The sequence below is a fragment of the Saccharopolyspora kobensis genome (assembly GCF_900108315.1).
GTDB classification, from domain to species: Bacteria; Actinomycetota; Actinomycetes; order Mycobacteriales; family Pseudonocardiaceae; genus Saccharopolyspora; species Saccharopolyspora kobensis.
Genome location: NZ_FNVB01000006.1, coordinates 15,359 through 32,476, shown reverse-complemented (window position 1 = coordinate 32,476; position 17,118 = coordinate 15,359). Strand labels below are relative to the sequence as shown.

Annotated in this window: 16 protein-coding genes and 1 tRNA gene; 13 read left to right on the top strand and 4 right to left on the bottom strand. The window is 69.7% G+C overall.

Annotated features, from left to right (window positions below; translation table 11 throughout):
- The first annotated feature begins 41 nt into the window (after positions 1–41).
- The 6 genes from C4T78_RS20495 to C4T78_RS20470 all read left to right on the top strand — a co-directional run bounded on the left by C4T78_RS20495 (position 42) and on the right by C4T78_RS20470 (position 8,466).
- Positions 42–2,351, top strand: coding sequence for a sodium-translocating pyrophosphatase (locus tag C4T78_RS20495; RefSeq protein ID WP_218161667.1), 2,310 nt, complete (start codon positions 42–44; stop codon positions 2,349–2,351).
- Between the two features lie 167 nt (positions 2,352–2,518).
- Positions 2,519–3,109 carry a hypothetical protein gene (locus tag C4T78_RS36485; protein ID WP_093355952.1) on the top strand — a complete coding sequence of 197 codons (591 nt, stop codon included), beginning with the start codon at positions 2,519–2,521 and terminating at the stop codon, positions 3,107–3,109.
- A 118-nt stretch (positions 3,110–3,227) separates the two neighbouring features.
- Positions 3,228–3,821, top strand: coding sequence for a hypothetical protein (locus C4T78_RS20485; RefSeq protein WP_218161660.1), 594 nt, complete (start codon positions 3,228–3,230; stop codon positions 3,819–3,821).
- A 202-nt stretch (positions 3,822–4,023) separates the two neighbouring features.
- Positions 4,024–6,861: a type I DNA topoisomerase gene (gene topA, locus C4T78_RS20480; protein ID WP_218161659.1), complete on the top strand. Its 2,838-nt coding sequence runs from the start codon at positions 4,024–4,026 to the stop codon at positions 6,859–6,861.
- A complete protein-coding gene (locus C4T78_RS20475; protein WP_093355950.1) occupies positions 6,858–7,169 on the top strand; it encodes a hypothetical protein in 312 nt (103 codons plus the stop codon). The genes topA and C4T78_RS20475 overlap by 4 nt, the downstream gene beginning before the upstream one ends.
- 73 nt (positions 7,170–7,242) lie before the next feature.
- Positions 7,243–8,466: a DNA polymerase III subunit delta' gene (locus C4T78_RS20470; RefSeq protein ID WP_093355949.1), complete on the top strand. Its 1,224-nt coding sequence runs from the start codon at positions 7,243–7,245 to the stop codon at positions 8,464–8,466.
- 15 nt (positions 8,467–8,481) lie between these two features.
- Here C4T78_RS20470 and C4T78_RS20465 read toward each other — a convergent pair whose 3' ends face one another.
- Both C4T78_RS20465 and C4T78_RS20460 read right to left on the bottom strand, forming a co-directional pair.
- Positions 8,482–9,000, bottom strand: a complete 519-nt coding sequence (locus tag C4T78_RS20465) for a GNAT family N-acetyltransferase (RefSeq protein WP_093356299.1) — start codon at positions 8,998–9,000, stop codon at positions 8,482–8,484.
- A gap of 35 nt (positions 9,001–9,035) precedes the next feature.
- On the bottom strand, positions 9,036–10,247 hold the full coding sequence (locus C4T78_RS20460; RefSeq protein WP_235863696.1) for a hypothetical protein: 1,212 nt from the start codon (positions 10,245–10,247) through the stop codon (positions 9,036–9,038).
- Between the two features lie 308 nt (positions 10,248–10,555).
- Here C4T78_RS20460 and C4T78_RS20455 point away from each other — a divergent pair.
- The 5 genes from C4T78_RS20455 (at position 10,556) to C4T78_RS20435 (ending at position 13,416) form a co-directional block, all read left to right on the top strand.
- Positions 10,556–10,629: transfer RNA gene (locus C4T78_RS20455), tRNA-Thr, on the top strand.
- Positions 10,630–11,496: 867 nt separating this feature from the next.
- Entirely contained in the window at positions 11,497–11,871 is a 375-nt protein-coding gene (locus C4T78_RS20450) for a hypothetical protein (RefSeq protein WP_093355944.1), read from the top strand.
- Between the two features lie 190 nt (positions 11,872–12,061).
- On the top strand, positions 12,062–12,700 hold the full coding sequence (locus tag C4T78_RS20445; RefSeq protein ID WP_235863695.1) for a LysE family translocator: 639 nt from the start codon (positions 12,062–12,064) through the stop codon (positions 12,698–12,700).
- A 155-nt stretch (positions 12,701–12,855) separates the two neighbouring features.
- The gene (locus C4T78_RS36480) at positions 12,856–13,017 is read left to right on the top strand and encodes a hypothetical protein (protein WP_177247704.1); all 162 of its coding nucleotides are present in this window, start codon (positions 12,856–12,858) and stop codon (positions 13,015–13,017) included.
- A gap of 132 nt (positions 13,018–13,149) precedes the next feature.
- Positions 13,150–13,416 (top strand): hypothetical protein, encoded by a 267-nt coding sequence (locus C4T78_RS20435; RefSeq protein ID WP_093355940.1) that lies wholly within the window; start codon positions 13,150–13,152, stop codon positions 13,414–13,416.
- 58 nt (positions 13,417–13,474) lie between these two features.
- Here C4T78_RS20435 and C4T78_RS20430 read toward each other — a convergent pair whose 3' ends face one another.
- Together C4T78_RS20430 and C4T78_RS20425 are read right to left on the bottom strand one after the other, a co-directional pair.
- Positions 13,475–13,993 (bottom strand): hypothetical protein, encoded by a 519-nt coding sequence (locus C4T78_RS20430; protein WP_093355938.1) that lies wholly within the window; start codon positions 13,991–13,993, stop codon positions 13,475–13,477.
- Positions 13,994–14,144: 151 nt separating this feature from the next.
- Positions 14,145–14,696, bottom strand: coding sequence for a DUF1062 domain-containing protein (locus C4T78_RS20425; protein WP_093355935.1), 552 nt, complete (start codon positions 14,694–14,696; stop codon positions 14,145–14,147).
- Between the two features lie 299 nt (positions 14,697–14,995).
- Here C4T78_RS20425 and C4T78_RS20420 point away from each other — a divergent pair, with 299 nt between their 5' ends.
- Both C4T78_RS20420 and C4T78_RS20415 read left to right on the top strand, forming a co-directional pair.
- On the top strand, positions 14,996–15,736 hold the full coding sequence (locus tag C4T78_RS20420) for a class I SAM-dependent methyltransferase (protein WP_093355933.1): 741 nt from the start codon (positions 14,996–14,998) through the stop codon (positions 15,734–15,736).
- A gap of 124 nt (positions 15,737–15,860) precedes the next feature.
- Positions 15,861–17,009 (top strand): pyridoxal-phosphate dependent enzyme, encoded by a 1,149-nt coding sequence (locus tag C4T78_RS20415; RefSeq protein ID WP_093356296.1) that lies wholly within the window; start codon positions 15,861–15,863, stop codon positions 17,007–17,009.
- The last annotated feature ends 109 nt before the right edge of the window (positions 17,010–17,118 follow it).

Here is a 17,118-nt window from a genome sequence, read left to right as displayed (position 1 = left end):
GCTGGGCCCAGGGCGCTGCACCACCGAGCTCGCATACCCGGATGGACCTCGCCCAGCAAGCCTCCGGAATCGAACTCGGCGGCGCCGACTACGCGGTGGTCGGCGTGGTCATGGTGATCGCTCTGGCCGCGTTGGCCTTCGGCTACGTCCTGATCAAGGAGGTGCTGGCCGCAGGCCAGGGCACGGCCAAGATGCAGGAGATCGCCAAGGGCGTGCAGGAAGGCGCTTCGGCCTACCTGAACCGGCAGTTCCGCACCCTGGCGATCTTCGCGGTGCTCGTGTTCCTGCTGCTGTTCGCACTGCCCGCGGAAACCGTCGGCGAGCAGATCGGTCGCTCGATCTTCTTCCTGTTCGGCGCGGCGTTCTCCGCGGCCATCGGCTACCTCGGCATGTGGCTGTCCACCCGCGCCAACGTGCGCGTCGCGGCGGCCGCCCGCGAAGCCGGTGAGGGACGCGAGAAGGCCATGCGCGTCGCGTTCCGCACCGGCGGCGTGGTCGGCATGACGACCGTCGGCCTCGGCCTGTTCGGCGCCGCGCTCGTCGTGCTGGTCTACGCCGGTGGCGCGCCGCGCGTGCTGGAGGGCTTCGGCTTCGGTGCCGCCCTGCTGGCCATGTTCATGCGAGTCGGCGGCGGCATCTTCACCAAGGCCGCCGACGTGGGCGCCGACCTGGTCGGCAAGGTCGAGCAGAACATCCCCGAGGACGACCCGCGCAACGCCGCCACCATCGCCGACAACGTCGGTGACAACGTCGGCGACTGCGCCGGGATGGCGGCCGACCTGTTCGAGTCCTACGCGGTGACCCTGGTCGCCTCGCTGATCCTCGGCACCGCCGCGTTCGGCCTGCACGGCCTGCTGTTCCCGCTGATCGTGCCCGCCATCGGCGTGCTGACCGCGGTGATCGGCGTCTACATCACCAAGGCCCGCGGCGGGGAGAACGCGCTGGTCGCGATCAACCGGTCGTTCTACATCTCGGCCGCGATCTCGGCGGTGCTCTGCGTGATCGCCGCGCTGCTGTACCTGCCCAGCTCCTTCGCCGACCTCAACGGCGTCTCGCCCGAGCTGCAGGCGACCCCCGGCAACCCGGCGGTCATCGCGATGGTCGCGGTGATCATCGGCATCCTGCTCGCGGTGGTCATCCTCAAGCTGACCGGCTACTTCACCGCGACCGAGCACCGCCCGGTGCAGGACGTCGGCAAGTCGTCGCTGACCGGCGCGGCGACGGTGATCCTCTCGGGTCTGTCGGTCGGCTTCGAGTCCGCCGTCTACACCGCGCTGATCATCGGTGCGGCGGTGTTCGGCGCGTTCCTGCTGTCCGGTTCGCTGCCGGTGGCGCTGTTCGCCATCGCGCTGGCCGGCTGCGGTCTGCTGACCACCGTCGGCGTGATCGTCGCGATGGACACCTTCGGCCCGGTCAGCGACAACGCCCAGGGCATCGCGGAGATGTCCGGCGACGTGGAGGGCGAGGGCGCGAAGATCCTCACCGAGCTCGACGCCGTCGGCAACACCACGAAGGCGATCACCAAGGGCATCGCGATCGCCACCGCGGTGCTGGCCGCGACAGCGCTCTTCGGCTCCTACACCGACGCCATCGGTGTGGCGCTGGCGGACGTGGCGGGCACGCTCAGCCGCTCGGAGTTCTTCGTCTACGCGCCGAACGTGCTGGTGGGCGTGGTCATCGGTGCTGCTGTGGTGTTCCTGTTCTCCGGGCTGGCGATCAACGCGGTCTCGCGCGCCGCGGGCGCAGTGGTCTACGAGGTGCGCCGCCAGTTCAAGGACAAGCCGGGCATCATGGACGGCTCCGAGCGGCCCGAGTACGGGCGGGTCGTGGACATCTGCACCCGCGACTCGCTGCGCGAGCTGGCCACGCCCGGTCTGCTCGCGGTGCTGGCGCCGATCGCGGTCGGCTTCGGCCTCGGCGTCGGCCCGCTGGCGGGCTACCTCGCCGGTGCCATCGCCACCGGCACCCTGATGGCCATCTTCCTGGCCAACTCCGGTGGTGCCTGGGACAACTCGAAGAAGCTGGTCGAGGACGGCCACCACGGTGGCAAGGGTTCCGAGGCGCACTCCGCCACGGTCATCGGCGACACCGTCGGCGACCCGTTCAAGGACACCGCCGGACCGGCGATCAACCCGCTGCTGAAGGTGATGAACCTGGTGTCGGTGCTGATCGCGCCCGCCGTGGTGGCCTTCTCCGTCGGGGCCGACGCGAACCACCCGGTGCGCATCGGCATCGCGGTGGTGGCGGTCGCGGTGATCGTCGTCGCGGTGGTGATCTCCAAGCGCCGCTCGACCTCGATCGCCGAGTCATCGCCTTCCGATGACAAGGCGGTCAACGGCGCGCCCTCATAAGGCGCCGGATCGCCGTCGAAGGGCGTCCTCCTCGCCGGGGAGGGCGCCCTTCGCCGTGCGCAGGGGTTTCGCCCGAGCGCGCACCCCGGGCTCCGGAGCGTGAGCGCGGGTGCGGGAGAGTCTGGGCCGCACGCCGAAGGCAACTCCGATCTGTGCGAGGAGTGCGCATGAAGTTACGTTCCACCGCCGTGCTGGCCGCCGTTCCGCTCGCGCTGGCAGGTTGCGCCGGGGGCCCGGCGGGCGCCCCGGAGCCGCCCGCGCCGCAGGCGCCGAGCGCGGAGGCGGTCGCCTGGACCGGCAAGATGTGCGGCCTGATCAGCGGTTTCAGCGCGGCCCAGCAGAACCTGCCTGCGCTGGATCAGAGCAACACCGGGACGGTGAAGGACTCGGTGATCAACCGCATCGATGCCGCCTCGAAGGCCGCCGACGACGCGGCGCGCGGACTGCAGGACCTCGGTGCACCGCCGGTCAAGGGAGCCGAGCAGCTCGGCACCGGCTTCCAGGAGAGCTTCGGCGAGGTCCGGGACCTCCTGCACGGCGCCCGGGCGAAGGCCGAGCAGGTCGACCCGACCGACAAGCAGCGCTTCCAGGAGGGCATGACCGCGGTCCAGCAGGAGCTCGACAAGGGCGGCCAGCTCGACCTCAAGGACAAGCTCGTCCAGCTGGAGCAGAACCAGCAGCTCAACGCGGCGGCTCACCAGGCCCAGGAGTGCCGCCCCTTCTTCGCCAAGCCCCAGCAGCAACAACCACCCCGCTGACCTGGCCCGCGACTTCAATTGAAATCGGACGTCCGATTTCAATTGAAGTCGCGGCACCTGAGCGGTTCGCTCGCACGTTCGGGTGAAGGCATGGCGCATCTCGAACTGCCGTTCTACGATGCGGGCCGTGGACCAGCTGTCCTTCTACTCGGCCGAGGCGCGGCAACCCGTCATCGCTGACCTGGCGGGCATGCTGTGCGGGCCGGGGCAGGCCGTCGGTTTCGGGCGCGGCACCGCCGCCCGGCTGTCGGTCGTGGTCGACGCCGAGTGGCGCGCCCGGTCGCTGGTCGACGCCTGCGCGCAGCGCGGCGTGGAAGCCGAGCTCGGCCGCTCGGACGAAGGCCGTCCGCTGATCCGCACCGCCTTCCGGGCCGACCTGACCGGCCTCGCCGCGAACTGGCTGCGAGGTGCGGTGAAGTCCGTCCCGGCCGGTTACGTACCGGACGGCGCCGCCCTGCGGATCTGGGCGCTGACCGCGGGCTCCGCCGAGCCCACCGGCTACCGCCTCGGGCTCGACCCGCACGCCCCCGACACGCACGAGCCGCTGGCCGCGGCGCTGCTCGGCTGCGGCCTCCCGGCCAAGCCGATCGGTCTCCGCGCCGGCGGCCCGGCGCTGCGCGTCACCGGTCGCCGCCGCCTGGCCCGGCTGGCCGAGCTCGTCGGGCCGACTCCCGATGGTGCGATCGAGCGAACGTGGCCACTCGTTTCGTGACCGATTTGACGCATATCACGCCAGGTCACGCAACGGAACACGTTCGTCACCCGATACGTTCGTAAGACAAGACGCCGACGTACATGGGCGTGTTATGTGCAACCCTGTGCCTTCCCGGGCGGCGGTCGGAACCGCGCACGGGGCACACTGAGGAACTTGTCGGGTAGCAAAGGATGCTTCCGGGAGAAGAGAGCGGGTAAGCGTGGCTGGGTCGACACGGACGAAGAAGGCCGGCGGGACCGGCCGGGCTTCGGGGTCCGCCAACGGGGCGGGCTCCGGGGGTCGGCGCCTGGTGATCGTCGAGTCGCCTGCGAAGGCCAAGAAGATCGCCTCCTACCTGGGCTCGAACTTCATCGTGGAGTCCTCCCGCGGCCACATCCGCGACCTGCCCAAGAACGCCAAGGACGTGCCGGAGAAGTACAAGGGCCAGGCGTGGGCCCGGCTCGGCGTGGACGTCGACAACGACTTCGAGCCGCTGTACCTGGTCTCCGCCGACAAGAAGTCCACCGTCACCGAGCTCAAGGACGCGCTCAAGCAGGTCGACGAGCTCTACCTCGCCACCGATGGTGACCGCGAGGGCGAGGCGATCGCCTGGCACCTGCTGGAGACGCTGAAGCCGAAGGTCCCGGTGCGCCGGATGGTGTTCCACGAGATCACCGAGTCGGCGATCCAGGCGGCCGCGGCCAACCCGCGCGACCTGGACCACGACCTGGTCGACGCGCAGGAGACCCGCCGCATCCTGGACCGGCTGTACGGCTACGAGGTCAGCCCGGTGCTGTGGAAGAAGGTCATGCCGAAGCTGTCGGCGGGCCGCGTGCAGTCGGTGGCGACCCGGATCGTGGTCGAGCGCGAGCGCGAGCGGATCAGGTTCGTCCCGGCCGACTACTGGGACATCTCCGCGACCATGGACGCCGGCCCGGACGCCTCGCCGCGCCGCTTCGGCGCCCGCCTGGTCACGGTGGACGGCGCGAAGCTGGCCACCGGCCGCGACTTCGGCCCGGACGGGCAGCTCAAGAACGCCGACATCCGGGTGCTGACCGAGACCGAGGCCCGCGCGCTGGCCGCGGCGCTGACCGACGCGCAGCTGAGCGTCTCCAGCGTCGAGGAGAAGCCGTACACGCGGAAGCCGTATGCGCCGTTCATGACCTCCACGCTGCAGCAGGAGGCCGGTCGCAAGCTGCGCTTCTCGGCGGACCGCACGATGCGCACGGCGCAGCGGCTGTACGAGAACGGTTACATCACCTACATGCGTACCGACTCGACGACGCTGTCGGAGACGGCGATCACCGCGGCGCGCAACCAGGCCACCGACCTCTACGGCAAGCAGTACGTCTCGGCGCAGCCGCGCCAGTACACCCGCAAGGTCAAGAACGCGCAGGAGGCGCACGAGGCGATCCGCCCGGCGGGCGAGAGCTTCCGCACTCCTGGTGAGGTCGCCGCTGAGCTGGGCAACGACGTCGACGGCTTCAAGCTGTACGAGCTGATCTGGCAGCGCACCATCGCCTCCCAGATGGCCGACGCCAAGGGCACCACCTTGTCGGTTCGCATCACCGGCACCGCGACCAGCGGCGAGGAGTGCACCTTCGCCGCCTCGGGCCGCACGATCACCTTCCCGGGCTTCCTGAAGGCCTACGTCGAGGCCGTCGACACCGAGGCCGGTGGGGCCGCCGACGACGCCGAGTCCCGGCTGCCGCAGCTGGTCGAGAACCAGCCGGTCACCGCGCCGGAGCTGTCGCCGGACGGGCACACCACCAACCCGCCGCCGCGCTTCACCGAGCCCAGCCTGGTCAAGACGATGGAAGAGCTGGGCATCGGCCGCCCGTCGACCTACGCCTCGATCATCAGCACCGTGCAGGAGCGCGGCTACGTCTGGAAGAAGGGCTCCGCCCTGGTTCCGTCGTGGATCGCCTTCGCCGTGGTCGGCCTGCTGGAGAAGCACTTCGAGCGGCTGGTGGACTACGACTTCACCGCGGCGCTGGAGGACGAGCTCGACCGCATCGCCGAGGGGCGCGAGCAGCGCACCAGCTGGCTGTCCGGCTTCTACTTCGGCGGCGACGTGGGCCCGGAGGGCTCGATCGGCCGCGCCGGCGGGCTGAAGAAGCTCGTCGGATCGAGCGTCGAGGAGATCGACCCGCGGGCGGTCAACTCGATCCCGATGTTCACCGACGACCACGACCGCACCGTCTACGTGCGCGTCGGCCGCTACGGGCCCTACCTGGAGCGGACCCTGGAGGACGAGTCGTCGCAGCGGGCGAACCTGCCCGACGACCTGCCGCCGGACGAGCTGACCGTGGAGATCGCGGAGAAGCTGTTCGCCACGCCGATGGAGGGCCGCAGCCTGGGCACCGACCCGGAGACGGGGCACGAGGTGGTGGCGAAGGAGGGCCGGTTCGGTCCGTACGTCACCGAGGTCCTGCCCGAGGGCAGCAAGAACAAGCCGCGCACCGGCAGCCTGTTCAAGTCGATGTCGCTGGACACCGTGACCCTCGAGGACGCGCTCAAGCTGCTGTCGCTGCCGCGCGTGGTCGGCAAGGACCCGGAGAGCGACAACGAGATCACCGCGCAGAACGGCCGCTACGGCCCGTACCTGAAGAAGGGCACGGACTCGCGCTCCCTGGAGACCGAGGAGCAGATCTTCTCGATCACCCTGGAGCAGGCGCTCAAGATCTACGAGCAGCCCAAGCAGCGCGGACGGCGTGCTGCGGCGGCACCGCTGCGCGAGCTCGGCGAGGCACCGGACACCGGCAAGCCGCTGGTGATCAAGGACGGCCGGTTCGGCCCGTACGTCACCGACGGCGAGACGAACGCGTCGCTGCGCAAGGGCGATGACGTGGAGTCGTTGTCCATGGAGCGCGCGGTGGAGCTGCTCGCGGAGCGGCGGGCCAAGGCCCCGGCCAAGAAGAAGGCCCCGGCCAAGAAGTCCACCGCGGCTGCGAAGAAGACCTCCACCACCGCTGCTAAGAAGACGACCACCGCTGCGAAGAAGACCACGAGCACGACGGCCAAGAAGCGGGCCAGTTCCTCTTCGAAGTCCTCGTGACGCGCGACGCGCTCTCCGGCCCGGACGGCACGCAGGCGCTGCCGCCGCTGCTCCACTACCCGGATGCGCTGACCGTGGCACGAGCGGTGCCGCCGACCACCACGTCGGCGGCACCGCTTGCTCCGCCACCGGCCGTCGAGCCGGAAGAGCCCTTCTCGCTCCCGCCCGCGCGCAGGCCGAACCAGCCCGCGCAGCAGCGGCAGAAGAAACCGAAGAAGAAGCAGCGGACGAGCGTCGGCGCGAGGATCGGCTGCCTGCTGGCGCTGGCCATCCCGCTGCTGGTGATCCTGGCCGCGCTCTTCGGTTAGGCCTCAGTCCGCGGTCGGGGCGGCACCGTAGAGTCGTGCGTGCGAGCACGCACCAGACACGGGAGGCGACGCGATGCGGACCGACGCTCCGGAGCAGCTGAACACCGGGGTGTGGGCGGAGGTCGTCGGCCAGCCCGACGCCGTGCAGACGCTGTACGCCGCGGTGAGCGCGGCCCGCCGCCAGGTCCGTGGCGAACCGGTCCCGCCAGGTGCCATGACGCACGCCTGGCTGTTCACCGGCCCGCCCGGCTCGGGGCGTTCGGTCGCGGCCCGCGCCTTCGCCGCTGCGCTGGAGTGCACTGATCCCGACGTCGTGGGCTGCGGAAGCTGCACGGCGTGCCGGACGGTCATGCACGGCACCCACGCCGATGTGCGCCTCGTCGCGCCCGAGGGCCTGTCGATCTCCGTCGCGGAGATGCGCTCTCTGGTCCAGGCCGCGGCGCGCCGACCGACCACCGGCCACTGGCGCGTAGTGCTCATCGAGGACTCCGACCGTCTCACCGAGGGCGCGGCGAACGCGCTGCTCAAGGCGGTCGAAGAGCCGCCCCTGCGCACGGTGTTCCTGCTGTGCGCGCCATCGGACCACCCGGAAGACGTGTCGGTGACGATTCGCTCCCGGTGCCGAGTGGTGCAGTTGCGCACGCCGCTGTCCAACGCCATCGCGGAGGTGCTGCACGAGCGCGACGGCGTTGACGCCGAGCTGGCGCAGTGGGCGGCTTCGGTGTGCGGCGGGCACATCGGCCGCGCGCGGCGGCTGGCGACCGATGAGGAAGCGCGCGAGCGGCGCGAGTCGGTACTGCGCATCCCGCTGGGCCTGCGGAGGTTCTCGGACGTCTTCACGGCGGCGACCGGCTTGGTGAAGCTGGCCGAGACGGAGGCGACCACGGCCAACGAGGACCGCAACGAGGCGGAGAAGGAAGAGCTGAAGACGGCGATGGGCGCGGGCGGCACCGGCAAGGGCACGGCCGCGGCCACCCGAGGCGCCAACGCGGCGCTCAAAGAGCTGGAGAAGCGCCAGAAGTCCCGCACCACCCGCTCCCAGCGCGACGCCCTCGACCTGGCCCTGGTGGACCTGGCGGGCTTCTACCGCGACGTCCTGGTGACCCGCGCCGGTTCCTCCGCCCCGCTGAACCACCCGGACTTCGAGCGCTCGGTGGTCAAGGCGGCGCAGGAGTGGACCTCGGAGTCGGCCCTCCGCCGGCTGGACGCGGTGCTGGAATGCCGAGTGGCCCTGACCCAGAACGTGAAACCGATCATCGCGGTGGAGGCGATGCTGGCCACCCTCTTCACCGGATGACGTCCACAGTGGACTTCAGTCGGCCGCTCGCTTGATCATGCGCACGGTGCCGGGGATGTGCCCGGGCGCCCGCGATGCCTCCTCGTCGAGCTGGTACCCGGCCCGCCGGTAGATGCCGATGTTGCGCTGACTCGCGGCTCCGGTGAACAGCGAGTACCGCCGCACCGACGCCGGGGCCTGCGATTCGATCAGCGCCAGGAGCGCGGACCCGATGCCGTTTCCGGCCAGGTCCGGGGCGACCATGAGGCGACCGATCTCCCAGTCCTGCTCGGCGGTCAGCCGCCCGCGCACGGCGGCGACCAGGCGTCCCGCCCGGCGCACGACGAGGGTCGTCCACGACTGCGTCCAGGCCAGCGCCTCTTCGTGGGTCTCGTGCAGCGCGTGCACGTCCAAGGTGTCGTTCGCGATGGCCTCGGAAACCCAGCAGCACCGCTGCAGCACGACCAGCTCGGCCAGATCCTCCGGGCTGAACCTGCTCGTGACGGCACCGGGCAGGACCTGGGCCAAGGCGTCGCCCAACGGGCCAGCAGTCATGGTGATGAACATACGCCGCGGTGATCCGCGAAGTCTCAGGTGCGGCGGCGGGGGAGGGCGGCGACGATGATCGAGCCCAGGAGCAGCAGGCCTGCGCCGGTCCAGAACAGCGGGACCGCGTAGTAGCCGCTGCTGGTGAGGGCCAGGGGCTGGACCGCTTGCGGGTGGGTCGCGGCCGGTGCGGCGGCAGCCGGTGCCGGCGCGGTCGTGCAGTCCACGCCGCCGCCGGGGGCGCCGGCGCGGACGATCTGCTCGCCGAAGGAGGCCTGCACCAGCGAGGTCGGCAGGCCGACGGCGTGGCCGCGCAGGACTTGGAGGTCGAAAAGCCGCGCGGCGGCCCGGACTTCGGTGCCCACGACGTCCTGCTTCAGCTCGCCGACGCTCAGCCGCAGCACTCCGGCGTCGAGCACGCGCTGGTCGAGCCCTGGCACCGGAACGTCCAGCGCGGGGTTCGCGGCGTCGAGCACGCCGAGCTCTTCACCGCCTCGCGAAACCCGCAGCACCGGCGCCTCGTAGTCCACAGTGGAGGTGGCCGGGTCACCGGTGGCGGTCGCGGTCAGCCGCGGCGCGCCGACCACGTCGACCCGGATCTCCTGCGGAGTGTCTGCGAAGAGCCGCACGCCCGCCAGCTGCAGGTCGGAGCTGGCCTGAACGGCCTTGCCGACCTGCCCGGGCACGTCGACGAGCTCCACGCCGGAGTGCGCCTGCGCGGTGTCCGGCACGTGCAGCAGCGAACCGGTGCCGTTCTCGGTGGGCTTCCCGCCGTCGAGCAGCCCGCCCAGCGAGAGCCCCTCCGGCAGCGCGTTCACGGCCGACGCGCTGCCCATCGAGTACCGGGCATCGGCGATCGGCGACACGCACGGCCCGGCCTGCTTGTCCCAGCGCGCGTGCACGCTGCCGTTCAGCCCGCTGAGCTTGACCAGCTGGTCGGCGGGCGAGCTGGGCGGCTGCATGCTCGAACTGATCGGCTCGGGCCGATCCGGCAGCGCGGCCTGCGCCAACCCGACGGGCAGCTGAGGAGACTTCCCGAGCACCGCGACCCCGAACGGAGAGGCCTCGGCGACCGCCCGCTCGTGGGCGAAGAAAGCGGTGGAGTTGGCCTGCGCGACGGCCCGCCCCATCCCGGCCTCGGCGACGGCCTGCTTCGGCAGCTGCTCCTCGAAGTCGGGATCGCCGACGACCGAACCGCTCGGCACGGTGTTCGGCAGGATCCGCACCACCCCGATCAACGTCCCGGCATCTGCCACGATCGGCCCAGGAGCCGGAGTCGGCACGGAAGCAGGAGGCTGCCCGGGATCGACCGGCGACGGGATGGGAGTGGTCGGAAGAGTGCTCTGAGCGAAGGCGGCGGGCAGCGAAAGCCCAGCTACGGCCAACGACACGGCGGTGCACACGCCGAACCGGCGAACAGCGCGCATCCGACCCCCTCCAGGTCGAGTGACGGGCATCACTGTGACCTCAACGACGCCCCGACGCCCGAGTGACGCCCGAGTTCGCCGAGCCCGGGGGCCGCGCGCACGCGCCTGAGACGGCCAGCTACACTTGACCACGCAATGCCGCCTTAGCTCAGTCGGCCAGAGCGACGCACTCGTAATGCGTAGGTCGAGGGTTCGATTCCCTCAGGCGGCTCCGCAGCGGTCAACCCGCTGACCTGCGGCGGGAGAAGAGATCGATGATCTCGGCTCCCGCCGCAGTGTCGTTTTCGTGGGGTTCGGAGCCAAGCGTGCTGCTTGTCGGCCATCGAGCGAGATCAACCCTGCGGGCCTTGACGATCATCGGTACCTCGGCTGGGCTCGGCACCCGGCCGCGCTCGTACGACACCAAGGCATCTACGTCGACCCAGACCGGCCGCGGCGGGTCGTAGGCCCGCGAGCATCGGATGCACGGGGTCGCTGCCAAGCGCCAGTACAGCATGCAATGCGAGTAGTCGAAGATCGCCGTCTCCGTCCTGCGACGCTTTCCCGAAGCTCGATGCAGCTGTGCGGCGGGGCGCAGAACCGGTCATCTCGGAGTCCGTTTCGGCGGGTGATTCCTGGCTGTCGTCGGCGCAGGGCACCGCGATCGAAGTGCTGACCGCTGGCTCCGGACCCTGCTGTCCGAAGGCGAGATATCGCCACGATGGTCTGCATTGAGAAGTGGGCCGGCCGGATTCCGGCGTTCGCTGACGTGCAGCGTGACATGTGGCTCCTGGGGCGGCACTCAGCCTAGGCCGATGGGTGCTGAACCGTTTCGCAGAACCGGTGGGGGATCTTCGCTTCGGCGGAGGCCGCTCTTCCAGTGCATCTGATCGAAAACGTCCGCTTGGGCGGGCCCGGCTGCGATCATCTACGACCATGGCGCAAGGCGCACCCGACAGCACCCGCAAAGTCCTGAGCTGGCCGGCCCCCGGATCGCCGCTCCGTCGTGTGGCCATGTGCTCGACGTGCGTCGCATGTCGTGACGTATCCGCGATGGAAGGCTTCGCGGCTTTTCCAAGCCGAAACGGAGAGTGGGCGTATGGCGGATGACAACGACGAGAACAAGAACAAGATCAACAGTGATATAGATGTGATCTGGTGGTTCCTGGGTGCTGTCGCCGGGATGGTCCTAGCCGTAAAGTACTTTCTATCCCTCGGAGTATCCCGCGATGCCGAATTGCCGTGGTCGCAGGGCGTATTAATGCTCGCATGCCTGTTTGGTCCTGGGTTCTTCCTCGGTCTGATTGCGGATCAGTTTCGCAAGGAAGTCGAGCGGGGGAGGATGCCCTGGGAGGTGTACTGGAGCGTGTTGTCCGGCATCGCCGCATCCATATTCGCATTCCTGGGCGTCACGGGTATCGACGATATTCTCAGGGCGTGGGATGTTTTGTACCCCTCGGAGGGCACACCGTGAATCCGGCCCGGAAGGCGCGTGCGGTGAGCCGGTCCTGACCGTCCACAGTGGTCTGGCCTGTGGGGCGAGTGTGAAGCGGACTGCCCCACGACGCGCTCCAGCACGTGCTGGTGGTCGAGGATCGTCCGGTGGTCTGTGGCGTTGCTCTTGGTCTCTGGGCAATGCGAGTGCCGGCGGATACGTTCGCTCTGTGGAACTCGTGCCGCTTGCTTCGTTGCTCGGTGTTGTGGTGTTGGAGTTGGGGATGGTGCTGACTCCTGGGCCCAACATGGTCTACCTGGCTTCGCGGGCCATCTCGCAGGGGCGGCGGGCTGGGCTCGTTTCGCTCGCCGGGGTCGCTCTCGGGTTCGTCGTGTACCTGCTCGCCGCCGCCGCTGGTCTGTCCGCGCTCTTCGCGGCCGTTCCCGAGGCCTACCACGCGGTGAAACTCCTCGGTGCCGCGTACCTCGCGTGGATGGCTTGGCAGATCCTGCGTCCCGGTGGCCGGTCGCCGTTCGAGCCGCGTGAGCTGGCTCCGCACTCCGCCGCGCGGTTGTTCGGCATGGGTTTCCTGACGAATCTCCTGAATCCCAAGATCGCACTGCTGTACGCGGCGCTGATCCCGCAGTTCATCGATCCCGCCCTTGGCGCGACGTGGTGGCAGTTCATCCAGCTCGGGGCCGCGCAGATCGTGGTCGGTGTGGGCGTCAACGGGCTCATCGTGCTTGCCGCTGCTGCGCTCGCCGGGTACCTGGCCCGGCACCCGCGCGTGCTCCAGGCGCAGCGTCTCGCATCCGGCACCCTGCTGGGCTTCTTCGCCGCGAAGATGGCCATCAGCCGACCCAGCTGAACTGCGGCCCAACGGCGGCTGCGATGCGGGATGATCGTTTGGCGGCCATCGGGGAAGCGATTCGGGAGGCGGTTTTGGCTCGATCACGTCGGATCAGGGCTGCTGGCGAGGACCCCGGCGCGGAGTTGCCCTTCGTCTCCACCACGCTCCCTCCCGTGGAGGACGGGTACTGGACGGAAGAGCGGATGCGCAACGCCGTCCCGGCCGGGCCGAGGGTCGTCTACCCCCGTGCGGTGCTGGTGTCCGGAGCGGTGTTCTGCGGGGTGGCCGTGATGCTTGTGGCTGTGCTGATCGAGAAGCTGCGTCGCTCGGGTTGATCACGGTGCGTGCCGGGGTGACCGTCGCTCCGGTGAAGATCTCGACCGGGTTGTGGACGCCGACTGGCCGGGTCGGTGCTCTGGCGGTTGTCTCGCTCCTGCAAGCAGGTTCCAGGAGGGAGATCGCTGATCATGTTTCGTCATCTCGCCCGGTCCGCGGCGGCGGCGGGTGTGCTGGCCGCCGCGCTGGGGTTCGCGCCCGCCGCTCAGGCCACCGCGCCGGTCGTCCTGGCCAGCGTCGACGACTGCATCGACCTCGCCGTCGCGAACGGCGGCAACGAGCACCTCGCGGCGTTCGCCTGCCACGAGGTCAACCTCACCGACTGCTACCGGATCTTCCGCGACAACTACGGCCCTCAGCAGTGGGCTCTGGACGCCTGCAAGCTCCGCACCGCCTAGCCGTAGCCGAAAAACCGGGCCTGCAACGGGAAGTGCTTCCGTTGCAGGCCCGGTGTCGTCAGTCGCAGTACTGCGCCGTTGCCCAGTGGGTGCCGGGGAGCAGGTGGGCGACGTGGCGGGCGTTGTGGGCGGTGAAGGTGAACTCGACGTACGGGTAGGCCTCGACGTCTTCCGGGAAGTCGTCGTCGGTGGCGTTGTCCCAGAACCCTTCCGCCTCCCAGAAGGCCGGCGTGTTCCGCGGTTCGCTCACCTCGGCGGACTCGATGATCTCCTCGAAGCGGTCGAGGAGGACTTCGTCCGATTCGTCGTCGTCCTCGCTCTCGAAGACCTCCCGGAGCTCGTGCTCGTCGGCGATCGCGGCCGCCTCTTCGGCGGAGACGGGAAGGGCGTCGTCGGTGAGCCCGTCGCCGGTGTAGAAGCTGTCGTGCTTCATCCGCTGCCACGCGTCGAGCATGATCTCCAGCACGAGTTCTTCGTAGTCCGGGAGGATCCCGGCATCCGGGTTGATCATGTGGAACCGGCCGCGCACGGTCGCGTCGGTCTTGGCGTCGATGGAGATCCGGTAGAGGGCGGTCATGTGGCTGAGCTCCGTTCCGAGTGCTGGGAATCAACGCCTAGGACGCGCTGCGGGGCGATCCGGTTTCAGCCGGTTCTGCGCCGTTCCGCTGCGATTGACGGATCGGCAGCGACTGGGACCTGCCCGGTGGGTTGCCGGGCAGGCCCGTTGCTCAGCGCTTGAGCGTGAAGGTGAAGTCGCCGGTGAGCTTGCCGCTCAGCCGGACTGCCGAGACGATTCTTCCTTCGTCGAGCAGCCTTTCGGCCTCTGCTCGGGAGAATCCGAAGCCCTCAGCGATCAGTCGTACCGGCCGGACCGGGATCCGGGCGTCGAAGCGGACGGCGACGTCTATCGCCTCGTCGTCCGCGGGCTGTTCCGTTCCGCCCGTGTCCAGGCGCCAGGCACCGGCCCAGTCGAGGGCGATGCGGTTGCGGCGCTGCACGACCGGGTCCTGGAGCAGTTCGGCGGCCAGGTCGGGATCGTTGTGGTGCAGCCGGTCCAGCAGCTCGGCTCGCACGGTGCGGACGTGCACCCGCTCCATGATCGTGAGCTTCGCCGTTTCCCCGCAGTCGGTGCAGAGCACGAGGAGCCAGACGTCGATGAGCTTGTGGTTGGCGTTGACGCGGAATTTTCCGTTCGCCCGGAAGCGCTCGGAGGCGCACGAGTGGCAACGACGGCGGACGAGCGGCAGGCAGGTGGGCGTGACCACCCAGTTGTTCAGCACAGATGTACACCTGTTTCAAGTGAGAAGTTCCGCAGCAGACATCAGCGCGACGCGGATGCGCGTCGCGCGATGAATCAGCGCTCGGGAGGTCTCACTTGCTGTACAACGGCACGCCTTCGGCTCGACGACTCGGTCCACCGGAGAGTAGGCGCGCACGGCGGCATCGATCAACCGGTTTTCGGGGCGATGGCGCCGCGCACGTCGCTGCTGTCGTGAAGTGGCGGGAACCAGCCGTCGGAAGCGGCCGACTACTGACATGACGGGAGCGGTAGGAGCTGCCGAGAGGGAGGCCGAGCGCCTTGAAGTGGTACCAGGACGACTCGCTGTGGTCCGACTTCGCGCCCACCATGTTCTCCCCGGCGCGCGCGGCGTCCGCTGCCGAGCTGGTGGCCACCTCTCCTCTCCTCGACTTTCCGCGCGGGGCAAGGGTTCTCGACCTGTGCTGCGGCCCGGGCCTGTTCCTGGTGCCGCTGGCCGCCCGGGGTTTCGAGGTCACGGGCGTCGACCTCAGCGAGCCGATGCTGGAGCGCGCGAGGAGCGCCTGCGAGGAAGCCGGTGCCGAGGTGCGGCTGGTGCGAGCGGACATGCTCACCTACACGGCTCCCGAGGCGTTCGACGTCGTCCTGAACGTGTTCACGTCCTTCGGGTACTTCGATGACCCGGACGACAACCTCCAGGTCCTGCGCAACGCGTGGGAGAGCCTCGTCCCCGACGGGCAGCTCCTCGTGGACGTCATGGGCAAGGAGGTCCTGGCCGGCTGGATCGGTCGGCCCCAGGTGGTCGACCTGCCGGACGGCTCGTACGTGGTCCAGCGGGACGTCGTCTTCGACAGCTGGCGCAGGCTTCGGACCGACTGGACGCTGGTGCGCGGCACGTCGGCGCGCACGGCCTCCCTGACGTCCTACCTCTACAGCGCCGCTGAACTGCACGACCTCTTCGCGGCCGCCGGCTTCGCGGACGTGGAGGTCTTCGGCGGCTTCGACGGTTCCGCGTACGACAACCACTCCCGGCGGTTGATCGTCCGGGGACGCAAGAAGTGACGCGAACCGTCAGGCCCGCACGCGGTCCGCCCCCGCTCCGGCGAGGACGGCGGCCTTGCGCGCACGCCGCCGCCCTCTCGTGGCCAACTGCCTGGCGCTCGCAGCCCTGGAGGACCGGTACGCGATGTCACCGCACCACGAGGAACAAGATCCGCCGCCCAGCACCACTGCCGCACCCGTCCACGAGCACATCACCGACGCGCTGAAGACGCCGGACCTGATCCGGCTCGGCGGCAACGTCGTGCTCGCCCGCTTCGAGACGATGAAGGTCTACGCGGCCCTGGGCGCCGTTCGCGCGCTGCTGCACCGCGGGCGCATCGTCCCGGGGCAGACCGTCATCGACAGCTCCAGCGGCATCTACGCCTTGGCGCTCGCCCTGGCCTGCCACCGCTACGGCTTGCGCTGCCACATCGTGGCGTCCACGACCGTCGACTCGGTCATGCGCGCGCAGCTGGAGGTCCTGGGCGCGACGGTCGACCAGATGCCTCCGTCCCAGGACCTCCGGCTCGACCAGGAACGTCGCGTGCGCCGCGTCCGCGAGCTGCTGGCCGATCGCCCCGACTTCCACTGGATGCGGCAGTACCACGACTCCATCCACTACGCCGGTTACCGGGAGTTCGCCGACCTCGTCACCGGAGCACTGCCCGACGTGCCCCTGACCGTCGTCGGCGCCGTCGGCACGGGGGCGTCCACCGGCGGTCTGGTGCAGACGCTGCGGGAGGCGGGGCGGGCGGTGCGGCTGGTGGGGATCCAGCCGTTCGGCAGCGTCACCTTCGGCAGCGAGCACTTCAGCGATCCCGAGGCGATCATCGCGGGCATCGGGAGCTCCATCCCCTTCGAGAACGTGCGGCACGAGCTGTACGACACCGTGCACTGGCTGGACTTCCGGCACGCCATGGCCGGGGCGATCGGCCTCCTGCAGGAGCACGCGACCTTCGCGGGACTGTCGACCGGGGCCGCGCACCTGGTCTCGTCCTGGGAGGCGCAGCGCGATCCCGAGCGCCTGCACCTCGTCCTGGGCGCGGACACCGGCCACCGCTACGCCGAGCGGGTTTTCGCGCGGCACGCCGAGGCGCAGGACATGCGCACCCTCCGGCCCCGGCGCATCCGCACCCTCGGTGAGCTGCGTCCGCCCTGGTCGGTGATGGAGTGGGAACGGCGTCCCGGTCCCTCGGCAGCACGGCCCGGCCGATGCGCGGGCAGCGTCGAACCCGTGGAGGTGACGCCCTCGTGCAACCGGAGTCCTACTCAACCGCATCTCAGGGGACCGTGATGCAACCCAGCCACAAGAAACCGCGGAACGTGAGAGCAACGCCAAACGCAACCACCACTGAAAAACGCGGAGAGGCGGACAATGGAGAGGCGGACAAGGGAGAGGCGGA